Genomic DNA, 24424 nt, shown 5'->3' on the forward strand with positions numbered 1-24424 from the left:
TTTTTTAAACCGGAAATACCAACGTAAAGGTAGTGCCTTGCCCCAATTGACTTTTGACTGTAATGTCCCCACCTATAAACTCAGTGATTTCCTTACAGAAAGCCAAACCTAAACCAATACTTCCTTGCTGATTATATTGACTTTTTATTCTATAAAACTTTTTGAAGATATTGTTAAACTCCGCCTTCTCTATCCCAATCCCTTCGTCCTTAAAAGTGATAACAAAATTCTTCTTATTTTGTTGTATCGTAATATCCAAGATTTTATGCCCCGCTTTCGAATACTTATAGGCATTGTCTATCATGTTTTGAAACACGCTACTCAATAACACTGGATCTGCCAGCATCGATGTTCTTACATCAATTTTTGTGCTAATTTTAAAGTCAGCATATTTTATTCTTGAAGAAGCAACCAGATTTTCGGTAAATTCCTCCAGATCGACCTCTTCTTTGTTTAATTTAATGGTTTTATTTTCAATCTGGCTAAAAGACAATAATTTATTCATTAGATTATTGAGCCGATCAGCCTCCTGGTCCAATATATTACCATACATTTTTCTTTCCTCATCGGAAAGTATTTGTGCACTCTTAATATTATTCCCGGCAATTTTTATTACACTAACAGGTGTTTTAAACTCGTGGGTCAAATTGTTAATAAAATCATATTGCAATTTAAAAAGTCTTCCGTTAATTTCTAAATTTCTATAAATTAAATATAGAATTGCTATTAAAATAATGTAAATCAATGAAATGCCACCTAGTACAGGCCAAAAACTACGATTTATTTCTGCCGAAAGAAAACTTTTACTCGATCTGAAAAGCAATTTATAATCAGCCAAAGCTCCGGGCAATGGCATTTCTGTTGAAATTTCATCGTCCTCAGGTGTAATTGGCGCGCCGACCAATGGCACAATCGCTACCTTTTCGTAAAGATTTGCATAACTATTTTTCACCTCCAAATACATTGGGTCAATCTGAAAGTTGAACATATCCTGTTCATAGCCGACAGTATGATCCAGATTCCCTTCCATAATGGATTTATAAACAATCAGATCATTAACCCTGGGTATATTTAAATACGTAATCTGCCCCGGCCTGATCGTATAAAATACCTTTAAAATATCCTTATCAGAAAGCTTCGCATTTGCCTGAAGCTTATCAATATAAGTAGCAAGTTTAACCCCAATATTATTAATTTCCTCAGAATGCAGCCCCATTTGAGCACGGTCGAGAATTGTATTTTTATTCAATCCCGATCGGGACACCGTAAAAAAGGTGATGGTTTTGGGCTGAATCCGCAGGTTATTAACGATAAAACCATAGTTCAAATTATGATCATTATTGAATTGCAGATCAAAAAAACCTATTTCACGTACAAAAGGATAAGAACTTAAAATACTATATGCATATTTTCCCGCTTGTACAGAATCCAGGAAACCTTGGTAAAAAGACACTTCGGGGATTCTATTTTGAAAAAAGTCGTTAAAAGGAATCAGAGTCTGATCAAAAATTTCAGATTTTCTATTCGTAAATTCATTTTTTATATGCGATTCAGTATAATTTCTAGATAGAAAAAGCGCAAAAATATAAAGGCCACTGATGACGATAAAAAACATCAACAATAATCCGTAATTTTTTCGATAGCTGTATTTTTCTGCTTTCATATGCTGCCTCTAGTCTGCTAGATATTTTGCCAAAAACCGCTCCAGCTCATTATAATAGCCAAATACATTCTCATCTTTTTTAAAGGTCCTATCTTCATCTTCCTTTAGAAAATACTGTACAGGAACATTATTGTTCTTTAATTTTTGAACAAATTGATTCGCATCCGTCACAGAACTAAACCGATCTTTTCCGCCTTGAACCAACAGCACAGGGATCCTTACTTTATCAGAATGAAAAACAGGCGATATATTTTTAAACAGCTCCGCCTCCCTGATAGGGTTACCAACGATCTGATACATCTTCTGTACATAAGATTTAAAATAAGGTGGAATGTCCCTAAAATAGGTGAATAGGTTTGTATATCCCGAATAAGAAACCGCGCATTTATAAAGATCCGAATTGAAACAAGCAGCATGAAGCGCAGAGTATCCCCCAAATCCCTTTCCGACAATAGCGACACGATTCTTATCCGCTATCCCCTCTTTGATCAGCCACTTCACTCCATCAGTAATGTCATCTTGAATTTTTCCGCCCCATTCTTTAAAACCTGCTGTCCAAAACTTTTTTCCGAACCCTGTCGAGCCTCTATAGTTCATCTGAAAAACCAAATATCCTCTGTTTGCCAAAAACTGTGCCTCATTATCAAAGCCCCACACCTCACGCCCATTTGGTCCATCATGTGGCAATACCACCATTGGAAGATCTTTTCGATTGGAATGAACTGGATAGGTTAAGTATCCGGATATCTCTACCCCATCCCTCGCTTTATAAGTAATAAACTCATTTGGAGACAACTCCTTGTCTTTAAGATCAGAATTATTATCGGTTAATTTGGTCAATTTTTTTGTGGTAAAATCATAAAAATAAATTCCACCAGGATTAACATCTGTATAGGTTTTAATAATCACTTTTTCGCCTGAAGCATCGGTATTAAGAACTTGGAATTCAAAACCATCAATCTGCTTAGACAATTCATCATATTTCCGCTTTGTCTGCTCATCGAAAAAATGTCTGCTTTGCCTTGAGGTTGTATAATTTACAAACAACAAGCGATTTAGCTCCGGAAAATAACCTCCTGGACTCATGTCAACCTCTTTATGGCTAAAAAGCTCGCCCAGTTCCCTTTCATTGACCAGATCATAGCTCACCAAGGCCAATTTATCACGGTTTATATTCGATAGTGCATAGATAATACTATTTGAACTGTCTTTATATCCCAGCGGAGTGAAACTACTTTCTACATCACAACGTATGATCTCCTTGAAAGGTTCTTTCTCAGAAGGACGGAAAAGAACAGATTGTTGTACGGAATCGTTTGCAATAGCCAAACGTATCTGTCCATCATTGGAAGCAATCCAGGAGCTCATATTGCCCGGATTTTGTAAGATCAATTCACGTGGTCGACCATCCAAATAAATACGATATAGATCAAAAAAAGAGGAATCACGATCATTAATCCCCGCAACAAAACCCTCTCCACCAGACACCGTCGAATGAATCCATCTAAACCGCGCACGAACTGGCTTAATTAATGCCCAGATTTTTTCAGTGTTAATATCCACAGCATACAAACGCAAACTGTCTTGGGAAGATTGTTCTGTCAAAAAAGAAATCTTAGAATCGTTATTCCAGGCAAAAGATTTTACATTGATATCATTCTGATAGGTTAATTGCTTGGAGCTATCCTGATGCTTCAAATCAATCAAATAGATATTTTTGCAATGATTGTCCATGCCGATATAGGCAATAAACCGACCATTAGGGGAAATCTTAAAATTTGATTTTTCAGGTGTGGAAAAGAATTGATTGATGGGTATAGGATCAACCTTATGTTGTTGGCATCCCAACATAGTCAATGCACAAAAAAATAAAACAGTCCAAAATTGCAACCTCATAATCCCAAATGCGTCCTTATCAATTAACTCAAATATTGTAATTAAATACCAAATTGCAGTCAATGCAACCTTATTTTTACAAGATATAGTAATTAAACGTAATATTCAAAAATAGCGTATAAAACCGTATTTTTGTTTATGTTTTTATACAATGTCTCTGTTATAGCAGAAGAAACGATCCACAATGACATCGTTTCTTGGATTCAGGATAATATCGTGCAATCCCAAAAATTCCAAGTGCATTTCCTCGAAATGCTCCAGTCGCCCCATGAAGGAATGACTTATTGCATCCAAGTAGTTTTACCTTCTGAAGAACATATTGCAGACTTCCAACAGGTACATTTGATACCATTGCAACAATTTATTTCAGAGCTGTACAAGGACAAAGTTTTCCTTTTCGACAGTACAATGAAATACTTAAAAAAATAAAGAGCTCTAGCGCTCTTTATTTTTTTAAGTATGTATACAAACTAAAATTCTTAATTCATCTTATTTTTCTTGGATTCCTGATCCTTTTCACCAATTTCCAAAGCTAATTCATAACGTGGATCATAACTTATTTTAGGCGTTAAGAAATGTAATAGGATCAATCTCGCGTACCTAAAATTAAAGGGAGCAAAAACGAAAATAGTAACCGCCAAGCCAACCAAATAGAGCCAAGGAGACTCACTTCCGGTCAAAATCGCAATAGCAACAGATACAGATACAATCTCAGCAACAGAAAGAGCATAACTCACATACATCGCCGCATAAAAATAGCCCGGCTCAACTTCATATTTAACACCGCAATGCGGGCAAACGTCATTCATCTGCTGCTTCCGCAGGCTATAGACCCTTCCTTCAAATACTTTTCCAACATGACATCTAGGACATTTGGAATGTATCATTGCGTGAAATTTGGATGTCGGCATCAGAGTCTACTTTATCTCGTTAATAAATTTCTTGGCTGGAGGATTCTTTTTACGGTATTTCTTATACCACAGATACCCCAGTCCTGCTGCTGCCAAATAGGGAATCACCAATAAAAATAAGATTCCATCATTCAACCCTCGTCCTTGCATATTACCATCTTTGGTAGAATTCTCAGCAGTCAATGTACACATCGCACATTGTGCTTGAGAAATAGATACTGTCGAGCAGCTTAGGGTAAATATTACGAGTAGATATTTAAACCATTTCATAGTCCAAAGTTACTGAAAATTTAGCGATTAGCCCACCAATACTTCAAATTTGTCCCAAAAACCATCTTGCGGCAATGAGGCTACCAATTCCATCTTTTCTTTTTTAATGGGATGTGTAAACGCTAACGACCGTGAGTGCAAACAGATACTTCCCATTGAACTTCCTCTTGGATACCCGTATTTGTTATCGCCAACAATAGGACAACCCATTGCTGCCAACTGTGCTCGTATCTGATGTGTACGACCTGTTAGGGGTTCAACCCGCAAGAGGTAGAATCCATTTAATTCACCCACTATTGCATAGTCCAATTCAGCGTAGGTACCACCTTTCACTTCACGCGGAAATGCTTTCGTTACTCTTGTCTGTCTATTTCGAATCAACCAGTTGATCAATTTACCTTCAGCATTACGTGGGCGTTGCCGCACGATGGCAAAATAAGTTTTTTTCACCATCCGGTCTTGAAAGAACTTATTCATACGTTCGAGGGCTTTACTTGTCTTCGCGAAAAGAATCATGCCGCTGACAGGCCTATCCAAACGATGAATGACACCAACATAAGCATCATTGGGCTTGTCATATTTCTTTTTCAGATAGATCTTCACCATATCCTCCAATGAAACATCCCCAGTTTCGTCAACCTGCACAATATCGCCCGCTTTTTTATTAATCGCTATCAGATGATTATCTTCAAAGATCACCTCTTTATCTGTAATTTCAGATTTATTCATTTCTTCTATACTAAAAGGTTACGCGAACCTCTGTTATTATCTAAAATAATCGGATTGAAATACCGAAAAAAGGCCCTACGCAAGCGTAAAGCCTTTTCATATCTTCTTACTAAAACTTATTGCGCACTATCTGCCTTAAGCGCTTCTGCTTTTTTAGCGTTCTCTTTCATTTTTTTCTTAAAGAATCCTCGTAACAAGAAATTATGTTGCAAAGCTTCCATATTCTCATCCAACTTTTCAGTACTAGAATTCAGATTATTAATGGCTGACTTGATTTGGTTTGCTGAAGCAGGATCATTCAATAAGACACCGACCGCATTGTCTTTATCGTTCAATCGACTAGAGGCATTATTCAAGTTATTGATTAATGCATTTGCAGTCTGCGACACACCCTGCAACTGCGCTGCAGACTGACGCAAATTTGAAAAGATAGCAGTATCGGTAGTCAGATCGTGGATCAACCCTTTATTGCTGTTCAGCGAATTTGTTAATGTAACCAAATTTGCAGATGCTTTATTGGCATTATTCATTGCAGCACTGATGGACAGTAAACTCGCACGTAACATATTCACCATAGCAGTATCGGTCAACATTGCACCAACCATGCCTTTACCATCAGCCAAACCACGTGATATCTCGACAAAGTCAGTCGTAATCTTAGCCAAGTTTTCGTTATTTACTTGCAATGTTTCCATCATGGCCTCCATGTCTGCAGTTTTCGCTGATCTTAAAAAATCACCAGTTTCCACAGTAGGTGCATTTTGAGACCCCCCAGTGATAACAACAATTTTATTACCAATCAATCCATCGGAGCCCAATTTTGTGACAGCATCTTTGCGAATATATTCCGCAGATTTCTCTTCAATAGTTAAAACAACTTCGACATCCTGTACACTTTTAAAGTGGATATTTTTAATGATCCCCACCTTAACCCCAGAAAACCAAACATTACTTCCTACTTTCAATCCCGCAACATCAGGAAATGAAGTCGCGATCTCGATGTTTCTTGTAAATTTCTTTTGTTGACTGCCTAAAATAAAAATCCCGGCCAAAAGAATCAATACGCCTAAAAAAACAAAAACACCAACAATGATTGCTCTTTTATTTTCTGCCTTACTCATGTATATTATAGAATAAAATTATAATTATAAAACGCTTTAACACGTGCGTCATCTGTATCAAAAATTTCTTCAAAAGACCCCTGTCTTTCAAACTTACCATCCAATAGCATTACAATACGATCACCTACTTCCTTCGCGCAGGCCAAATCATGTGTAATAATAATTGATGATGTCTTATACCGCTCCTGAACCTCATTGATCAATCCATTGATATCCAAACAAGTGATCGGATCGAGACCTGCTGTAGGCTCATCATACATCATGATCTCCGGCCGAAGAATCAAGGTACGCGCAATACCAATCCGCTTACGTTGACCTCCAGACAATTCAGATGGCATTTGGTTGATGGCCTGAGATAAACCTACACCATCCAACACTTCCTCCACAGCATGATTAATCTCAGATCGTGTGAGATTTCGTTTATTTCTCACCAATGGAAACTCCAAATTCTCACGAACCGTCATACTATCATAGAGTGCACTATTCTGGAAAGAAAAACCAATTTTTAATCGTAACTCACGCAACTCACGGTCATTTAATGACGTGACAGATTCACCCAATACATCAATTGTTCCTTCATCAGGTTTTAATAATCCAGAAATCAACTTGATCAAAACTGATTTACCTGTACCCGAACGTCCTAACACAACTAGATTTTCCTCTTTATATAAATCTAGGTTAACCTCCTTGAGTACATGGTTATCCCCAAAAGATTTACTCACATTTCTGATTTCAATGACTGACTGAGAATGATCTATATTTACTTTAGCCTTTTCCATATACCACTATCCAAAGAACGACAAAATCTGAACAATAATGATCTCCTCAATAAAGACAAGAAACATCGAAGCAACCACAGCCGCATTAGCTGCCTTACCTACTCCTTCTGTACCTTTAGAGGAAAAATAACCACAATAGCAACTTACAGCCCCAATAGTAAAGCCAAATATTACAGCACGTAATACCATAGCGCCTAAATCCTTGAAGGCAATTGTTTCAAATACCTGCGTAAAAAAGCTCAAAAAACTCAAGTCATCTTTACTCATCATACTCAGATAACCACCTAAAAGGCCAATACCCGCCACATAAAAACATAACACAGGAATACCAATAGTTGTAGCTAAAATTCTACTTACAATCAAATATTTATAAGGATTAGTACCTGACACCTCCATTGCATCTATCTGCTCAGTCACATTCATCGAACTTAATTCAGCCCCAATCTGCGACCCCACTTTACCCGATGCAATCAAAGCAGTTACCAAGGGCGCTAAGGCACGAACAATCGCAATTGAAATCAGCGATGGCAACATGGAGGTTGCACCAAATTCTTCCAACGAAGGACGAGATTGTTTCGTAAAAACAAAACCAACGATAAATCCGGTTAAGCTGATCAAAGGCAAAGATTTATAGCCTATTTCATAGCATTGGCGTATAATTTCTTTGAATTCATATGGTGGAGTTACTAATTCGCGCCAAAACCGTAATAAGAAACGATGAATGTTTGCGAATTCTAGAAAAAAAGTCTGAAGTTTTTTAGCCATTTAAAAATATGTCTATGTCAAATTAATGTGTCATAAAACACCTCATATGCTCAACAAACACGTAACAATTCGAGCGGTAAAGGTAAATAAAAAATATGTATCTAAAATTGTCGTTTATGTAAAAAGATCATCAATTTGACTTTTATATAAAAAAAATCAGATTTATAGTGTACCAATTAAACCATTTAATACGTTATGCTGTCATAATAACAAAGACAATAGCATAGAGTTTTGTCTTACTTAAAATATTACGAAGATGAAAAATTTAGGAAACATAAAATATTGGGTACTGGGATTGATCGGTGTTGCTTCCTTTACAAGTTGCACAACTACGATGGCTCAAAGAGGAGGATATACAGGTTATAATAACTACAACAATTCTGGTATTTCATTTCAGACGTTCTATGATGAACTTTCACCATACGGACAATGGGTGAATGATCCAAATTATGGATATGTGTGGATTCCTGATGCCGGGCCAGACTTCCAGCCTTATGCAACCAATGGTTATTGGTCCATGACAGATTATGGTAATACATGGGTCTCCAATTACGATTGGGGCTGGGCTCCTTTCCACTATGGCCGATGGAACTACAACGATCGTTATGGTTGGGGATGGGTTCCAGATTACGAATGGGGACCGGCGTGGGTAAACTGGCGCCAAAGCAATGATTATTATGGTTGGGCTCCATTAGGTCCGGGCATGAATATCAATGTCTCGGTCAATATCCCAATGAACTTCTGGACCTTTGTTTCGGTCAATCATTTTATGAACCGCAACATGGATAGATATTATGTGAACCGTCGAAATTATAACAGCATTTATAATAGAACCACGGTGATCAACAATACAACGATCATCAATAATAACTATTATGTGGGCGGCCCGCGTAAATCTGACATCGAGCGTTATACAGGCAGAACTGTCAACGTAAACCGTATTAACAATGTAGATCGGCCAGGATCGGTGCGTAGTAGTAATAGCCGTACAAGATCAAGCGAAATCAATATGTATCGTCCAAGTGTAGACCGCAACACACGTTCATCTGCACGTCCAACCAATGTTGTGGACGCATCAACTCGAACACGTAGCAATAATAGTGAAATTTCGGACCGCAACAATCGTGTCATTTCCAACCGGGATAATATCAATACCAGATCTGGAAATCGTGAGCTGTATATTGACAATAGCGGTAATGCTTCGGTAAGATCACGCAATGATGCGAATAATAATAGTGGATCTACACGTAGCTCCAGTAATACGAATGGACGTACAAGAGACAATAGTTCGAACAACAGAAATAATGTAGGTACAACACCTACTTCAGACAATTACGATTTTAGAACCCGATCCGGCAGAGAGTCGAATCCATCAAATACGAATAACCCTACTTCTACCAGTAGAACCAGACAAGGAAATGCTGTTGACAACGGCGGCGTTGTCAATAGCCGAAATTCGGACTATAATACACGAGTAAGAACAGGCACTAGCAATACAAGTGACGCAGGTTCATCCCGTAGTGGGCAGCCAACAACAATGCCGCAACGAAATGGAAATTATGATGCTGGTAATACTAGAACACGTGCTAGTCAACCTGTATCACAACCTAGTCAACCGGTGCAAAATAGAAGTTATGACACTGGCAACAGCAGATCCCGCTCTAGTCAACCTGCAGCGCAACCCAGCCAGCCGGCGCAAAATAGAAGTTATGAGAATACCAGAACACGGTCCTCATCTCCTACAGTTGAAAGATCAAATCCCTCAAATTCAGGAAGTTCTTCAACTCCAAGAACCAGATCATCTGAAGGATCAACTCGTTCAGGAGGTAGTTCAAGAACACGATAACAGATCAAATTTATAAAGTAAAAAAATGGGTCAGCACATCACTGACCCATTTTTTTTGCATCAACTCGTATGGACTCTTGTTTTATTTATGATGAACAATCCGCACATTTTCATGTTAATTAGTAAATTTACAGCTTTAAACAAAAATCAGATTAATAAAGATGGCTTCATTCACCTCTATATTAGATAACGACTTTTACAAATTCACGATGCAGAATGCGGTAGTCAAGCTATTTCCAAAGGCAAAAGCACGCTACCACTTTATCAATCGGGGACATCATAAGTTTCCGGAAGGATTTGACATTCTTTTAAAGGAGGCTGTAAACGAAATGGCAGACCTGCGGCTTACCAAAGCCGAGAAAGCCTTTTTTGCGCGGACTTGTCCCTACATTGATCCAACCTATTTTGATTTTCTACAAGGTTATCGGTATGATCCTGATGAAATAAAAATCACGCAGGATGGTCCCGATCTCGAAGTTGTTATCGAAGGGTATTGGTATCGAACGATTCTTTGGGAGGTACCGCTCATGTCACTGATCTGTGAGCTTTTCTATGAATCTCAGGATTTGGTTCGCGCATCAGATGAAGAGGTTATTGCAACGGCCAAAGATAAAATCGAAAAATATAAAAAACTACATATCACGATTGCCGATTTTGGCACCCGTAGAAGACATTCCTATGAAGTCCACGACTTGGTTGTCCGTACATTAAAACAATACGGCGAAAAAACCTTTATCGGAACCAGTAATGTTCACCTGGCTATGAAATATGAAACCAAACCGATCGGCACCCACGCACACGAATGGTTTATGTTTCATGCGGCAAAATATGGCTACAAAATGGCCAACCTCTTAGGATTGGAGCACTGGTCAGATGTTTATCGCGGTGATCTTGGAATTGCCCTGTCTGATACCTATACAACGGAAGTTTTCTTTCAGCAATTCGATAAAAAGCTTACCAAATTATTTGACGGAGTACGTCACGACAGTGGTGACCCGCTGGAGTTTACAGACAAGGTTATTGCACACTACAAGAAAAATGGTATTGATCCATTGTCCAAGACAATTATATTTTCCGATGGCCTAGATTACGACAAAGTCGAAAGAATAGCAAGTTACTGCGAGGGCAAAATATTACACTCATTTGGTGTGGGGACCAACTTTACAAACGATGTAGGACTTAGACCTATGAATATTGTCATTAAAATGACCGATGCTCTTCCCGAAGATGATCAATGGACCCCAGTCATCAAACTATCCGATGAACCTATGAAGCACACGGGTGATGAAGATTCTATCTATATCGCAAAAAAAGTATTAATGATTGATAATGACAATGTTTAGAGACGTATATGGTGAGGCCCTGGATGATTACTTTATCCATCAAGAAGAAAAATTCCCTTTAATCCTCCATACAAGCTATGGCGACCAAGACGAAATGCCAGTAGAAGTTTTCTTTAGGGATGCTGACGATTTTCCAGAACTGGAATTCATCGGATTATCGCTCTGTGATGGTCGGGTATTGGATGTGGGGGCCGGCGTAGGCAGTCACAGCTTATATCTACAAGAAAAGGGATTTGAGGTCGATGCGCTGGAAATATCGCAGACAGCTTGTCATATCATGCAACAACGTGGTGTGCAACATATCATATGCCAAGATTTCTATGAATTCAGTGGACAAAAGTACGATACGCTTTTGTTTCTTATGAATGGTGTGGGTATCGCTGGCGACATTGATGGTTTTAAAAAGCTGTTGCAGCATAGTAAAGAGCTCCTGACTGATAGGGGGCAGCTTATTTTTGATTCATCCGATATCGGTTATCTCTACGAGGATTATAACATCAAAAAACCCAACCATTATTTTGGGGAGATCCAATATCAATACGAATATAAAGGACAAAAGGGAAATCCCTTCAAATGGCTTTATCTAGATCAGGATAAACTGATCAAAATAGCCCATGAATTAGGCTGGGTTGTTCAGATTCTATATGAAGATGAACATGATCAATATCTAGTTCGTATGGAACAAAAAAAATAATCTAACTATTTCAAGGCTCTACTTAGAAAAAAACCTTAAATACCAATTAAGTATTTAAGGTTTTTTGTGAATCAAAAAATAACCTACCTATTTCAGGACTTCACATGCTATTTTTGAGTTCTAATATAAATATCCCCCATAGAAGTCTTCAAGATCACATCCTGTCCGCCACCATTCATTTTCCCTTTCACAGTATTTGACATATTGTAAGTACTTTTAGGTTCCTCAACAGGCTTTTCAAATTGAAACTCATCCGCGGCATAAATATTACCCATTGAGGTCTTCATATCTACATTAGCCCCGAATTTTACCGGGAAGGCTACGTCTACCGCACCCATTGCTGCGATGAGTGAAATAGGTCCTTTGACTGGCTGCACAAACTTAGCAACAACATCTCCTTGGGCGACTTTCACATTGAGCGGCCCAGTGACATTGATCACCTTAACATCCCCCATTGTACTAGAGATCTCAACCTCGGCTTTAATATCTTTTATTTCAATACCACCGTCATTAAAGAACCCTCCACGACCACCTTTTACACTAATCGATAGATCAAAAGGAACCCGAACATGCACAGAATCTTCCAATGGCATTCCAACCATACTGATTTCCGTAACACCAGCAATATTTTGAATGTTCATTCCCATTCCCGAATTATCGGACAAGCCAGAACCATTGACCACACGTAAGCCTTTAGCCCGGTCGTTCTCTTCCTGCTCCTCCACCTTCGCTGTAATCACGACATCTTTTCCATTATAGCCTTCAATAGAAACATTGTCAAATTTCAGCAATAGCTTCTCACCAACATTGGGGACTTTAATTTCTTTCCAAACTCTCTTCCCACTGTCACCATATGGCATTCGCATTGTCTTAGGAGGTCTAGGTGCCTTTGGCGGAACGGCACGTTCTGCATTCTCTGTTATTTGGGCCTGCAACGCATTAGCAAAGAGCAGTGCCATTCCCATAATCATTATTCTTATCTTTTTCATCTTCATAATTATTACTGTCTAGTCCATTTTTCAATGGTATTCATGAGCTCACAAGCCCCATTTTTTTTTATTAAAGTGATGAAGCCTGGAGGTTTATTCCTTTAGCTTAGCACGTCTCTACAGCTTCATCGTATATATTGTTTGTTCTATTGATGCAACAGTACGGCATAAGCTTGTTCTTTCACAAATTTCAATGTAAAGGGATCCTCTACAATCGCGTTCAGCTTATCCTTTGTACTATTTTTTATTTCCGGTTCATCTCTTTGTGCAATCATCTGCATCAGCTCAACCTGTAATGTAGGATCATTCTGTGCGACAAAAAAGTCCTGAACCTTTTGTTGCCTAACTTCTGGTGTCATTCCGTCCAGCAAGGTCTCAATCGCTGCCATACGCACATTACTGCTCTCATCCGAAACGGCTATTTTTTCTAATGCTTGCGCTGCATCCTTTTTCAGATTTCCTTGTTTTTGGAGTGCGAGTACGGCTGCCAATCGTGTACTTGCCCAAACAGAGTCCTGAAGCATTTGCATATAATCTTTTTCAAGCCCTTCTTTCTTATCTACAGTAACCTTTTGCACAGTCTTGTTAACTGCACGATGCATTTTTTGCGTACTTGTCATCGTCTGTATTGACCGTATCGGTTCCTTCTGACCAGCGTCTACCACGACCTCTTGTTGAGATGGGCGCAGGATGTCCACTGGCTCTTTTTGAACAGGGACAGATTTCAAATCTGCTACTCTGCCCATATGATCATCCTTTTTCTCCTGATTGAAGATGACAAAAGCCGCAGCTCCGACCAATAATGTAGCTGCCGCAATACTTGCCCATCGCCACAAAGGTTTAATCTTCTTTTCCTGTACCGGAGGAACAACCTGTGGTCTGATTTTATTCCATAAATCCGCTGACGGTTCTTTATGGTCAAATGCATCCCGATTGGTGTTCACAAAATCCTTCAAATTATCCCGCATAATTATACCTCTCCTTCAATTGTTCGTAAATTTTCTTTTTGGCGCGATGGTATTGACTACGCACCGCTACCGCTGTCATTCCCAAAGATTCCGCGACTTCATCGTGGCTCATATCTTCAAAAAGATACAGATTGATCACCATCTTGGGTATCCCGGTCAGCTGATCAATGACTGATTCCAAATCAGTCAGCCGACATTCTCGCCACTCCTTTTCCAACAGTTCATCTTCGCCTTCATCCTGGATTTCCAGATCATCAATAGGTGTATAATATTGCTTATTTTTCCGTAAAAGAGAAATAGCCTTATTCACGCCCATCCTTCTCAACCAAGCTTCAACACTAAGTACCGCCTGCCATTTATCCGATTTTGAGAAAAACTCTACAAAAGTCTCCTGCAAAATATCCTCACTTTCCTCCTGATTTGACAAAATCCGATAGATCGAGTTAAAAATCTTCTTCGCATAGCGATGATAGAGTTGTGCAAAGCCCGACTCGTTACCGGATTGGCACATCGCTAATAAATCTTTATCGCTAAGTTGGTTTTGCACGTTTACTATTTAATACTGTTAATTCCTATGTTTCTATTGTATAGTCGGATCGTTTTGGAAAATGTTGCAATTTAATTTTATTTTTTTTTCTAAAATAAATAACATGCTATTGGTGAACAGCATTAAATCTGTTTTTTAGGTTTTAAATCAACAAAAAAACACCCATGGAAAATACCGTGGGTGCCTGCATTAACAAAATATACTTAATGAAGTTTTGTGGACTCCTCAATTAGAGCGCTTTTATTTCACTTTCAGATAAGTCTCAATAATCGTATGTTTTACCCCCAATTCGGGCAAATTCTCTTCCCCGTGTTGGACAAGTGTGTCCCCTTTAAATTCCAATTCAAAATCAAACTTCTTACTTTCCCAATCACGTAGACTACAGTATTGCAATCGCTCCTGATATTTTTTACCATCAAAAGAATAAGTTCCGCCACCCGCAATAAAATGAGGTTCCTTTCCTTTTCCCTTTTCCTTATCATGATTGAAAAATGAAAAATGATCCTCGTTAAACATTTTAAACATTTCGGTTTTGCTTGTATCAGTGAAAGCAGTCACTGTATCTTTCCCTTTGATAGTCTTAGCTTCTAAGAGTCTGTACGTTCCGGTCAATGTTTTGTTTTTTGTGGTCTCATTTTCCTTCGTTTTATCAACTGCGTTATTACACGAAAGAGCAATACATGGCAAGGCCACGATTAGTAAAATTTGATTTTTTAGGTTCATAGTATTTTATAAAGGGTTTAAAGAGGCCAAACTACGAAAGTTCAGCCTCATAAAAAACAAACCATTGTGATTATTTGTCCCACCAGACCCGGCCGGCAAGATTATCACCGCCGGGCACTGCTGCTGCTGCAGCTTTAAAATTTTCGCCATTGATAGCCTCCTCTGTAGAAGGATATGGAAAACGACGTGGAATAGTTCCCGAAGTAGCGTTTCCAGGATAGTTTACAGGAGTCAGCTTTGGAAATCCTGTCCGTCTCCAATTGGCCCAAGTTTCATAAAAATCCAGCATGGTAATCGTATGTGCCCAATACTGCATATTGATCTGTTCCAACCCCTTGCTTGCATCATAAGGATTAGCAACAGCAAAAGATTCAGCACTCGCGTCGGTAACAGCTAATTCTGAATCATATTGATTCAAATATGTAATAGACGCTTTCAGTCCATTTTTGTAATGTTCAGCAGCCGAACCGCCAATCCCCCAACGTTGTGCAGCTTCTGCCTTCAACAGCTCCGTCTCTGCATATGTCAGGATAAATGTCACACCATTCCGCTTTATCATCTTCGGATTTGGTGATGAATAATCTGGGAATGTGGTAAAACTTGGATCACTGCTAATTTTATACTTAGGGTCAGAACTTAAATCTTTTCCATTTGGCATTCCTTTTTGAACAGCGGCATTACTTACATAATCCGGATTCTGTGCTTTGACATCGTCTTTTAAATATAATTTGGTCACAGCCACTAAACCTAAACGAGGATCATTATTTTTCTTCAGAAAATCAATAAAGGTATTTGACCACTTTACATAATAGCATTCTTGTCCTCCATCACCCAACAGCACCTGCGAATTTCTATTCTGAGTTACACGCGAACCACTTTCATCGTGTGAGATGTAAGCATTTTCAGTATTACTAGTCAATGTATTCGCTACAGCTTTTATCGCATATTGTTTTGCTTTGGTCTCATCTACTTTCACCAGGCGCATTGCTAGACGGAGTAAAAAAGAATTTCCAAAACGTTTCCATTTATCAATATTTCCCTTGTAAATAACATCACCAAAGACCCTATCACCATCTGTTTTTAAAGCGGCTACCGCTTCATCCACTTCTTTTAGTAGATCTGTATAGATATCCTGTTGCTTATCAAACTTGGGCTTGTAAATTTTTTCATAAAATCCAACACCAGCTTCAGAATAGGGCACATCACCATAGAGATCAGTAAGTCTTGCAAAAATAACTGCACGCCAGATCCTTGCTACCTGATATAAGTTGTTTAATTCTGGTTTATCCTTTGTGTTGACAATAACGTCCTGGATATTCCGAACCTGCTCGATATATGCCCCGACAGTACCATTCCCCCAGTAAGCTGCAGTATACCCTTCATTTAGCAAATATTTATCACCTGCCCAATAACTGATTACTGTAGACAATCCTTGCATCATAGTCGCTGAGTAAATTAAATTTCCACGCCAGGTATCGTAAGCGAAGTCAAAACTACCCGTATAGAATAATTGAGATGAAGACAAGGTATAATTTGGATCCCAAGTCTCCTTACCATAAGATATTGGATCAGTATTTATTTTTTCAAAATCTTTTGTACAGCTTCCCATCACACATAGGAGACCTAGGGCAAGCGTAGATATAATAGGTTTAATCATTGTTTTCATTTCAATTTAGATTTAAAATTTAACACTTAAGTTTGCTCCAAACGTGCGGATAGCCGGTACCCCTCCCAATTCAAGCCCAGGGAATGTTGCATTATAACTTGATTCAGGATCAATATTATCGGTTTTACGCATCAATGTAAAGAGATTCCGTCCCACAACACTTACATTCAAGGATTTTATTTTATTATTAAACATTGCTGTTGGGAAGGTATAACCAATGATAACCTGTCTAAATTTTATAAAGTCGGCACTATTAACAAAGTTTTTAGAAACGTTGTTCGCCGTATTTTCATAATATTTAGCTGCTGCCCTTCCTATCTCTTCACGTCTTTCTACCGTATTTTGATGCAATCCCCAGATATAACCATAATAATCTGTCGCCGAGAATAACTTACCACCCCATTTACCATCTATTAAGAAAGAAAGATTGAAATTTTTATAGTTAAATTCGTTATTCCAGCCGGCAAACCATTTATTCATTGCTGAGCCATACGCCTTTAATTCGCCACGGTCAGGTGAACCATCAGCTAAGTTTACGATATTTCCATCCTTATCATATTTATTATCGTAGGCCATTACCTGAAATGCCGACAAACCTACTTTATTCATAATAAACCCTACATTGGAACGCGAAGTAGCGACCAACTGATCCTTTAATCCATCGGCCAATGATATAATCTTATTGTCATTGTAGGATCCATTTAGAGAAGAAATCCATTTAAAGCTTTCGGTTTTAACAATAGTTGCCGAAAGTAATGCTTCAAAACCCTTGTTTTGCATTTCTCCGGAATTCAATACAGCCGCAGCATAACCTGTTGCCGGCGTTGTTGTATTGAAGATAATTTCATTCTTGGATTTCTTGTTGTACCAAGTCAAATCTAGATTTACACGATCATTCAACAAGCGAAGCTCAGCACCAATTTCCAACTCATTTGCAATTGAAGCTTTTAACGAAGTATTTGGGATATTCCTGTTATTAATCGATCCCAAAGGTGCTCCATTTAAATTCTCACCTCTAAAATTGTAGGTCAATAATGTCTGATAAGGATCAGTAGCCTGCCCCACCTGAGCGAAACCTGCTCTTAATTTACCGTAAGACAACCAAGAAGGTTTGAAATACTCTGAAAATATAAATGAACCCGAAACTGAAGGATAAACCGAATTCAATTTATTGTCGTAACCTGGTGTTGCCAAAGTAGAATACCAATCCGAGCGCAAACTACCTGTCAGATAAAACACATCTTTATAGGCGAATTCTGCTGTACCATACACAGACTGCGTTTCAGACTCGCTTTCCAGGTAATTGACAGATTTATTTTTGGCATTTAATATATTATAAACGAACGGGATAATAAAATCAGTTCCCGAGTTCGTTAACTGTGACATTTTTGTGTTGCGATAGCTGGCACCGATATTTGGTGTCACTGTATAATCACCAAAACTAAACGCTTTTCCCAATAAGATATCCGCATTGATATCCGCAAATTTTGTTTGCTGTTCATTTATTTTTCCATACTCATAATAAGCTGTCCCAGTAGGCAAAACATTTCTGTAGTGATCATTATAGGCATCGCGACCAGCACGTCCCTGGATAAATAAACCATTTTCAAGCGTATATTTCGCCGTCAATGAGGCAATTGAACGATCTCTTTTTGTGTTATTCTGAAACTCGTAAGCAGCAAACCAAGGATTGGTTGCATAGGTATTACCAGTTGTAAACGGAAGCTCAAACCCATTTTCTTTCTTCCAAGGTTTTAAATCGTTCACATTGACACTTGTTGGTAGGAACATCGCATTAAAATTGGCATTACCCGACATATCGGATACCATAGGCCTATTTTTCACTTGCTCCAAGATCATATTGTAACGCGCATCAATGGTCAACCTTTTCAATGGTTCAAACAAGCCGACCAAATTAAATGATTGTCGATTCAACCCCGAATTCGGGACAACAGAGTTATTTTTAACATTCGTACCAGAGAAACGGATTGAACCGCCGTCAAATGTTTTGTTCAATGCTAAAGTATTTGTCCAAGTCGAGCCTGTACGATAAAAACGTCCAAGGTTACCCGATTGATAGGAATAAGGTCGCGATACACCATCAAACTGAACCACTGGACTACCATCCAATTTCGCTCCCCAGCTAGAACCTCCAACTTGTGCGGCAGCCTTACCATCTGCTGGTTTTTCACCATTGGCACCCTGACCGTATACCTTTTGCCAGTTCGTTTGGTCAATAATTCTTTCAGCTACATAGTTGCTGTTAAAATCGATTGAATTTCCTTTTCCGGATTTGGTCGTAATCAAAATGACACCTGCTTTGGCACGCGAACCATATAATGCTGAAGCCGCAGCTCCTTTTAATACCGAAATACTTTCGATATCGTCAGGATTGATGTTACTAATTGCATCCCCCAGATCCGGCGCGTTGTCCCATTGACTACCTGAATTTCCCCTGGAATTCGCATTTCCAACACCGACAGGTTTGCTTTCCATTGGAATACCATTGATCACATATAAAGGCTGATTGGACTGTGAGATACTGGAAACACCGCGTATAGTTACATTCGAAGCCGCTCCCGCACCACCAGAAGTTGAACTAATATCCAAACCCGCTACTTTTCCGACAAGTGAATTCATGACGTTATTTTCACGTGCTGTAGTCAAAGATTCTCCTGCAACCTGTGTCACAGAATATCCCAAAGAGCGTTTTTCCTTTTTCATACCCAATGCTGTCACCACCACCTCATTTAACATGCGATTGTCTTCGATTAAGATGATTTTCATATCGCCATCTTTCGTCACAGCCGCTTCCTGTGATGCATAGCCAGCAAAAGAAACGATCAATGTATTGCCGGTTGCGGCGTCGATGGAAAACCGTCCATTAATATCTGTCGCCCGCCCTACAGCGGTACCTTTAACACGTACACTGGCTCCCGCTAACGGATTCCCTTTATCATCTGTTACCGTACCCGAAACGACAACCTGTTGTTGTTGACTGACCACAACAAGTCCTTCTTTGGATACTGAATAAGCCAGTCCACTTTTATTGAAAAGCTTCGCCAACACGTCCAATACCTTCGTATTATTGACATTGACAGACACTTCTTTATTTAAATTCTCGTTTGTCGAATTATAGACAAAATAATAATCACTTTGCTCTTCGATCAGTTTAAGTACCTTGCTCAGTTTTGTCTTTTGAACATCCAAGGACACTTTTTGTTGGGAAAATACAGATGCTGAAACATTGATTACAGCACACGTAGTCATAATTAAGGCTAGTTTCATCCGGATAATGAATCTAAAATGCACAATATATCCATTGCGCATTTGCAATAAGCAATTTTTAATCATATTTTAGTGTTGGTTAAAATTAATATTAAGCAGCACGCCCCAATGTTGCTGCTTTTGGTTAATCATTTTTTCAATGAAGGATGGTGTTGGTCCACCATCCTTTTTATTTTTCTGAGATAGTTATTTTTTTCCCATATAGTTCAAATTTAAATGGTTCGACTTTTTGTAAAGCACTCAGTACCTGAGTAATATTTTCTTTGCTAAAGGTTGCCGTGAAGCGATATCTTTTCAATTCTTCACTTTGAAGCTGAATATCCACATCATACCAGCGCTCCAGGGTTCTTCGTAAAGATTCGAAATCTTGGTCCACGATTTCCAATCTATTTTCTTTCCATGCGATATCTGGTATTTCAGTGGTATTTGACTCAACTACAGGGATATTTTCGATTGCAATTTCCTTAATGGGCAACTTACTTAACGTTGATTTATTTCCTTTACTTGCATTTACCGCAAGTTCAGCTTGGTTTTTAAATATCGTAATTTTTTGATTTGGCTTAATGACAACGGAATTCTCACGCTGCCCTTTGCTTTTCATCTCAATAGACCCCTCCACTAATACAGCTTCAGCCGTTGGTTCTTCGGGATAACTTTTCACGTTGAAGGTCGTTCCCAAAACTTTGATATCAAAATCAGAAGCCTGCACCATAAATGGCTTTTCTCTATTCTTTGCGACTTGAAAATAACCTTCACCGACCAAACGCACCAAGCGCAATTCACCATTAAAATCCGAAGACAGCTCCAATTTACTTGCTGAGTTGAGGGTAACGGTACTGCCATCAATTAACTCAAAGGTCTTCTTTTCACCTTTCTTTGTCTGATACACCTGACCAACGTTTGTTATCGTTTGTCGAGCAATATCATTCATTGGACGTGAATAGTACCATAATCCGCCCCCGACCAAAGCGACAAATACTGCAGCAATAGCGCCCCACTTTTGCCAGGTAATCTGGCGGATAGGTGCAGATTCAATTGGCGTACTTTGGAGGTCAGTCTTCAATCTCTCCATCTGTTCATGGATAGATTTTCGGTTTCCGACCAAAATTTGGTAAAGACGTTTTGCTTTTAGGATCATTTCGGCCTGCTCTGGATGATTTAAGCAGTATTGTTGCCAGTAAAGGATACAGTTTTTATCTTCTCCAGAACAGTACTTTTGAAAAGTATCGTCAATCAAAAAATCTTCTAACTGTTTATAATCTTTTTGGCTCATTCTAATGGATATTTACCCTATAGTGCCCAAGAAGAGATCTTTTTCCTAAGAAAAAAACAAACTATTTTATAAAACACTGATATTCAAACTATTTATTTTAAAAAACAACACAAAAAATGAGGTATAATGTGCAACAAATAGGCTATCGTTACCCTGTAACAACGATTATCTCTGCTAGCATTAAATGTCCTTAAGCTCCTCCCGCAATATTTTTAGCGCGTCGTAGAGCGTATTATACGCTGTTTTGACAGACATCTGCGTGATTTCAGAAATCTTTTCATACGAATAACCTTCAAAAAATTTTAGATTGACCAATTGTTTTTGGCGAAAAGACAACTTCTCCAGTGCTTCTTTCAAACGGATCTGAATAATCTCATTGGTTTGCACTTTGATTACAAACTCTTCATAAGGCATCTCAATCCATTCATCTTCCGCTTTTACATTCTGAAGGGCAGTATTAATTTTATGTTGCTTTTCAATCAGGCGTAGCATACGTCTTTTTAGAAAGGTAATAAGGTAGGACTGTACATTTTCGACACGTTCAAGCTGCGTTCTTTTCTCCCAAATCTTGACAAAAACCTGATCCGTCGCTTCACTTGCCAAGTCAGTATCCCCACAGGTACGGATTCCAAAATTAACAAGTTCCTGATAAAGTGCCCCATACAGATCAAAAAATGCAGCCTCGTCCCCCGTACGAATACGCTCCCACAACAGGCGGTACCCCATTTTATTTCTCATAACAAAAGCATATAATCTGTATTCAAGCTAATTTACGTCCCTGTTTCCAAAAGTATAAACTTAATCCGTAAAAGGAAAAAGTTTTTATCTTTAGGTATAGTTATTTGTATGTGGTCAGAAATTATAATCACCCTATTTATCTGTATTGTACTGAACTACTATGTATTGCGGTGGCTTAAAGATAATCGAAAAATGCGTCCAAAAGGAATTTTGGCCTATTTAATCACGCCAATACTTTATCTATGCATCCGCTTATTGATGATGAAATGGGTATTTATTACTGTCTTTGCTGTGGCCTGGATCGCGATTATTATCTTTTTGCTCCGGAAATCTATTCACTATTTGACGCCACAAAAATTTCCCCCAGAAAATGAAGAGGTAATAGAACCCGAAATCGTTGACAGCAAACTTGATGAACCTATTGTCTATCCTGAGAAACCAACCAATTCTGAGCGGGTATCAGGTATAGGTGAAGTCCAGACCATTCATTCAGATCCTCCCAGTGTAGGACCTAATAGCCCACAGCAACTCAATTTACAACACACGGCTATTTCTGTTGACAAAGCAACCGAAATGCAGGCTGAACAACAAAAGAAAGATCGAAGACTTTTAATGCTACAACGTGTCTCTTTTTACGCGACTATTTATAACCTTATTTTTTGTCTCTTTCTAATTATTCGAAGTACTTATTTACAAACAGACGCAGAAGATGATATCATTGGCCTTTTTGGCACTTTTCAGCTCAACAGTATTGTATGTTTGGTCATCACTGCTATCATCTGCAAATTGTTTGATACGCTGAATAGATTAACCAATCTGATCCAAATGGAGAAAAGAGGTTATAAGTTTTCACTTTTTATCCTACTTGGTGTCATCTGTTTTTTCTATTTCCGCGCAGATTTCATCACTTTAGAATCGCTAATCACTCAATCCTATACTAACCAGGGTATCTTTTTTCTTGTTGGAATAATTACCTTCCTACTCGCCCAACTTGCCTTTATGACGATCGATTATCCTAGTTTCATTCGGTATCAATTTGCGCGAAAAAGAGATTTAAAAGCAATTATTATACTCAATCTATTTCTATTTGTTTTGGTGATGATTATCTGTGAGATCTTATTGTCGGGACAAAAAAACAGGTTCGATAGTAGCCATATTTTCACGCTGTACCCCACTGTACTGTTATTTTTTCTGGAGCGGAAAAATTACCTTCAGGCAAAAAACTATGTCAACCGTATGGATCTATAATCGTAAATTAGTCGCTTCAAAATCTTACATCGTAAAATTGACACGGAAGTGTCGGCAAATTAATAGATTAAAAAATAAGGGTCTTTAGTCCCAACAAGTAAATATATTCAATGAAAACCATTTTCGCGATAATAGGCAGCGCAAGCGAACATTCATCCAATCATCAGCTCGTACGTCATCTCCAACATAAGGTAAACCCCGAGGTCAATCTTATTCTCTTTGACCGCCTGAAAGAACTGCCACATTTCGATCCAGAGGAAAGTACATCCCGTCCGCCAATCGAAATCATCGCTTTGCGTCAGGTCATTCAGGATGCAGATCTAGTATTGATCAGCAGTCCAGAGTACATTTTCAGTGTCCCAAGTGGATTGAAAAATCTACTCGAATGGTGTGCAGCAACGACCATTTTTACAGAAAAACCCGTCAGTATTATTACCGCATCAGCACAGGGGGAAACGGGCCATGCCGAGCTACAACGTATTATGCAGGGACTTGGTGCTCAACTTGATCCCGAAAGGAACCTTCTTATTCAGGGGGTGAAAGGAAAACTTGATGCAGTAGGAAATATCTGGGATGAAAAGCTCGATCAGCAGCTTGATTTGCTTGCAGCACAGCTCAAAAACTCTTAGTTAACATACCATTGGATTAAGCTTAATGGTATTTTAACACAATAAAAAGTTATTATAAAGTATACAAAGATTTCTAACTTTACAACATGCAAGAACAAGTCAATAATCCATTACACGGAAAACGGCTGGATACAATCATCGCGTATTTAGTGGAATATTATGGATGGGAAGAACTGGGACAAAGGATATCCATCCGGTGTTTCAATGAAAATCCGAGTGTTAAATCCTCGCTAACTTTTCTACGAAAAACACCCTGGGCCCGAGAGAAGGTTGAACAGCTCTATGTAAAAACCTTAGGTAAAAAATAATCTTATTTCTAGGATAATGCAAATAATCTG

Annotated in this window: 23 protein-coding genes; 7 read left to right on the plus strand and 16 right to left on the minus strand. The window is 38.6% G+C overall.

The features are described from left to right. Positions 1–4: 4 nt before the first annotated feature. Together ABFX33_RS00420 and ABFX33_RS00425 are read right to left on the minus strand one after the other, a co-directional pair. The gene (locus ABFX33_RS00420) at positions 5–1663 is read right to left on the minus strand and encodes a sensor histidine kinase (RefSeq protein ID WP_120259913.1); all 1659 of its coding nucleotides are present in this window, start codon (positions 1661–1663) and stop codon (positions 5–7) included. Between the two features lie 9 nt (positions 1664–1672). Next, complete coding sequence (locus ABFX33_RS00425) at positions 1673–3559, minus strand: alpha/beta hydrolase family protein (RefSeq protein WP_346083556.1); 1887 nt, start codon at positions 3557–3559, stop codon at positions 1673–1675. A gap of 138 nt (positions 3560–3697) precedes the next feature. Between ABFX33_RS00425 and ABFX33_RS00430 the strand changes: the two genes are divergently transcribed. Continuing rightward, positions 3698–3988 (plus strand): DUF4286 family protein, encoded by a 291-nt coding sequence (locus ABFX33_RS00430; RefSeq protein WP_120259911.1) that lies wholly within the window; start codon positions 3698–3700, stop codon positions 3986–3988. A 50-nt stretch (positions 3989–4038) separates the two neighbouring features. On the opposite strand, the gene ABFX33_RS00435 is transcribed toward ABFX33_RS00430, so the two are convergent. From ABFX33_RS00435 to ABFX33_RS00460, 6 genes are all read right to left on the minus strand, one after another. Beyond that, positions 4039–4446 (minus strand): DUF983 domain-containing protein, encoded by a 408-nt coding sequence (locus ABFX33_RS00435; RefSeq protein WP_346083558.1) that lies wholly within the window; start codon positions 4444–4446, stop codon positions 4039–4041. Between the two features lie 30 nt (positions 4447–4476). Then, on the minus strand, positions 4477–4740 hold the full coding sequence (locus ABFX33_RS00440) for a hypothetical protein (RefSeq protein ID WP_346083559.1): 264 nt from the start codon (positions 4738–4740) through the stop codon (positions 4477–4479). Between the two features lie 27 nt (positions 4741–4767). Then, positions 4768–5469 carry an RluA family pseudouridine synthase gene (locus ABFX33_RS00445; protein WP_346083561.1) on the minus strand — a complete coding sequence of 234 codons (702 nt, stop codon included), beginning with the start codon at positions 5467–5469 and terminating at the stop codon, positions 4768–4770. A 116-nt stretch (positions 5470–5585) separates the two neighbouring features. After that, a complete protein-coding gene (locus ABFX33_RS00450) occupies positions 5586–6590 on the minus strand; it encodes an MlaD family protein (RefSeq protein WP_346083563.1) in 1005 nt (334 codons plus the stop codon). 5 nt (positions 6591–6595) lie between these two features. Next, complete coding sequence (locus ABFX33_RS00455) at positions 6596–7369, minus strand: ABC transporter ATP-binding protein (protein ID WP_259187254.1); 774 nt, start codon at positions 7367–7369, stop codon at positions 6596–6598. 6 nt (positions 7370–7375) lie between these two features. Further along, positions 7376–8134: an MlaE family ABC transporter permease gene (locus tag ABFX33_RS00460; protein WP_077438387.1), complete on the minus strand. Its 759-nt coding sequence runs from the start codon at positions 8132–8134 to the stop codon at positions 7376–7378. A gap of 256 nt (positions 8135–8390) precedes the next feature. On the opposite strand from ABFX33_RS00460, the gene ABFX33_RS00465 reads away from it, so the two are divergent. The 3 genes from ABFX33_RS00465 to ABFX33_RS00475 all read left to right on the plus strand — a co-directional run bounded on the left by ABFX33_RS00465 (position 8391) and on the right by ABFX33_RS00475 (position 12017). Next, positions 8391–9980 carry a DUF6600 domain-containing protein gene (locus ABFX33_RS00465; RefSeq protein WP_346083564.1) on the plus strand — a complete coding sequence of 530 codons (1590 nt, stop codon included), beginning with the start codon at positions 8391–8393 and terminating at the stop codon, positions 9978–9980. 161 nt (positions 9981–10141) lie between these two features. Next, positions 10142–11323, plus strand: a complete 1182-nt coding sequence (pncB, locus tag ABFX33_RS00470; protein WP_120259904.1) for a nicotinate phosphoribosyltransferase — start codon at positions 10142–10144, stop codon at positions 11321–11323. Next, positions 11316–12017 carry a class I SAM-dependent methyltransferase gene (locus ABFX33_RS00475; RefSeq protein ID WP_346083565.1) on the plus strand — a complete coding sequence of 234 codons (702 nt, stop codon included), beginning with the start codon at positions 11316–11318 and terminating at the stop codon, positions 12015–12017. Before pncB ends, ABFX33_RS00475 begins: the two co-directional genes overlap by 8 nt. A 107-nt stretch (positions 12018–12124) precedes the next feature. Here the strand turns inward: ABFX33_RS00475 and ABFX33_RS00480 are convergent, their stop codons facing one another. The 8 genes from ABFX33_RS00480 to ABFX33_RS00515 form a co-directional block, all read right to left on the minus strand. Further along, complete coding sequence (locus ABFX33_RS00480; RefSeq protein WP_346083566.1) at positions 12125–13006, minus strand: DUF4097 family beta strand repeat-containing protein; 882 nt, start codon at positions 13004–13006, stop codon at positions 12125–12127. 146 nt (positions 13007–13152) lie between these two features. Next, a complete protein-coding gene (locus ABFX33_RS00485; protein WP_346083567.1) occupies positions 13153–13974 on the minus strand; it encodes a HEAT repeat domain-containing protein in 822 nt (273 codons plus the stop codon). Next, complete coding sequence (locus tag ABFX33_RS00490) at positions 13964–14521, minus strand: RNA polymerase sigma factor (protein ID WP_257092241.1); 558 nt, start codon at positions 14519–14521, stop codon at positions 13964–13966. Before ABFX33_RS00490 ends, ABFX33_RS00485 begins: the two co-directional genes overlap by 11 nt. A gap of 240 nt (positions 14522–14761) precedes the next feature. After that, entirely contained in the window at positions 14762–15244 is a 483-nt protein-coding gene (locus ABFX33_RS00495) for a DUF5004 domain-containing protein (protein ID WP_120259899.1), read from the minus strand. Positions 15245–15314: 70 nt separating this feature from the next. Beyond that, the gene (locus tag ABFX33_RS00500; protein ID WP_346083568.1) at positions 15315–16910 is read right to left on the minus strand and encodes a SusD/RagB family nutrient-binding outer membrane lipoprotein; all 1596 of its coding nucleotides are present in this window, start codon (positions 16908–16910) and stop codon (positions 15315–15317) included. 12 nt (positions 16911–16922) lie between these two features. Next, on the minus strand, positions 16923–20264 hold the full coding sequence (locus tag ABFX33_RS00505; RefSeq protein WP_346083570.1) for a SusC/RagA family TonB-linked outer membrane protein: 3342 nt from the start codon (positions 20262–20264) through the stop codon (positions 16923–16925). Between the two features lie 103 nt (positions 20265–20367). Beyond that, positions 20368–21471 (minus strand): FecR family protein, encoded by a 1104-nt coding sequence (locus tag ABFX33_RS00510; RefSeq protein ID WP_346083571.1) that lies wholly within the window; start codon positions 21469–21471, stop codon positions 20368–20370. A 180-nt stretch (positions 21472–21651) separates the two neighbouring features. Next, positions 21652–22209, minus strand: coding sequence for an RNA polymerase sigma factor (locus ABFX33_RS00515; protein WP_343563882.1), 558 nt, complete (start codon positions 22207–22209; stop codon positions 21652–21654). Positions 22210–22317: 108 nt separating this feature from the next. Here ABFX33_RS00515 and ABFX33_RS00520 point away from each other — a divergent pair, with 108 nt between their 5' ends. The 3 genes from ABFX33_RS00520 (at position 22318) to ABFX33_RS00530 (ending at position 24394) form a co-directional block, all read left to right on the plus strand. Next, the gene (locus tag ABFX33_RS00520) at positions 22318–23457 is read left to right on the plus strand and encodes a hypothetical protein (protein WP_346083572.1); all 1140 of its coding nucleotides are present in this window, start codon (positions 22318–22320) and stop codon (positions 23455–23457) included. Positions 23458–23567: 110 nt separating this feature from the next. Beyond that, positions 23568–24086: an NADPH-dependent FMN reductase gene (locus ABFX33_RS00525; RefSeq protein WP_346083573.1), complete on the plus strand. Its 519-nt coding sequence runs from the start codon at positions 23568–23570 to the stop codon at positions 24084–24086. Between the two features lie 86 nt (positions 24087–24172). Then, the gene (locus tag ABFX33_RS00530) at positions 24173–24394 is read left to right on the plus strand and encodes a VF530 family protein (RefSeq protein ID WP_120259894.1); all 222 of its coding nucleotides are present in this window, start codon (positions 24173–24175) and stop codon (positions 24392–24394) included. Positions 24395–24424 lie beyond the last annotated feature (30 nt).

The organism is Sphingobacterium ginsenosidimutans, assembly GCF_039536865.1.
Classification (GTDB): domain Bacteria; phylum Bacteroidota; class Bacteroidia; order Sphingobacteriales; family Sphingobacteriaceae; genus Sphingobacterium; species Sphingobacterium detergens.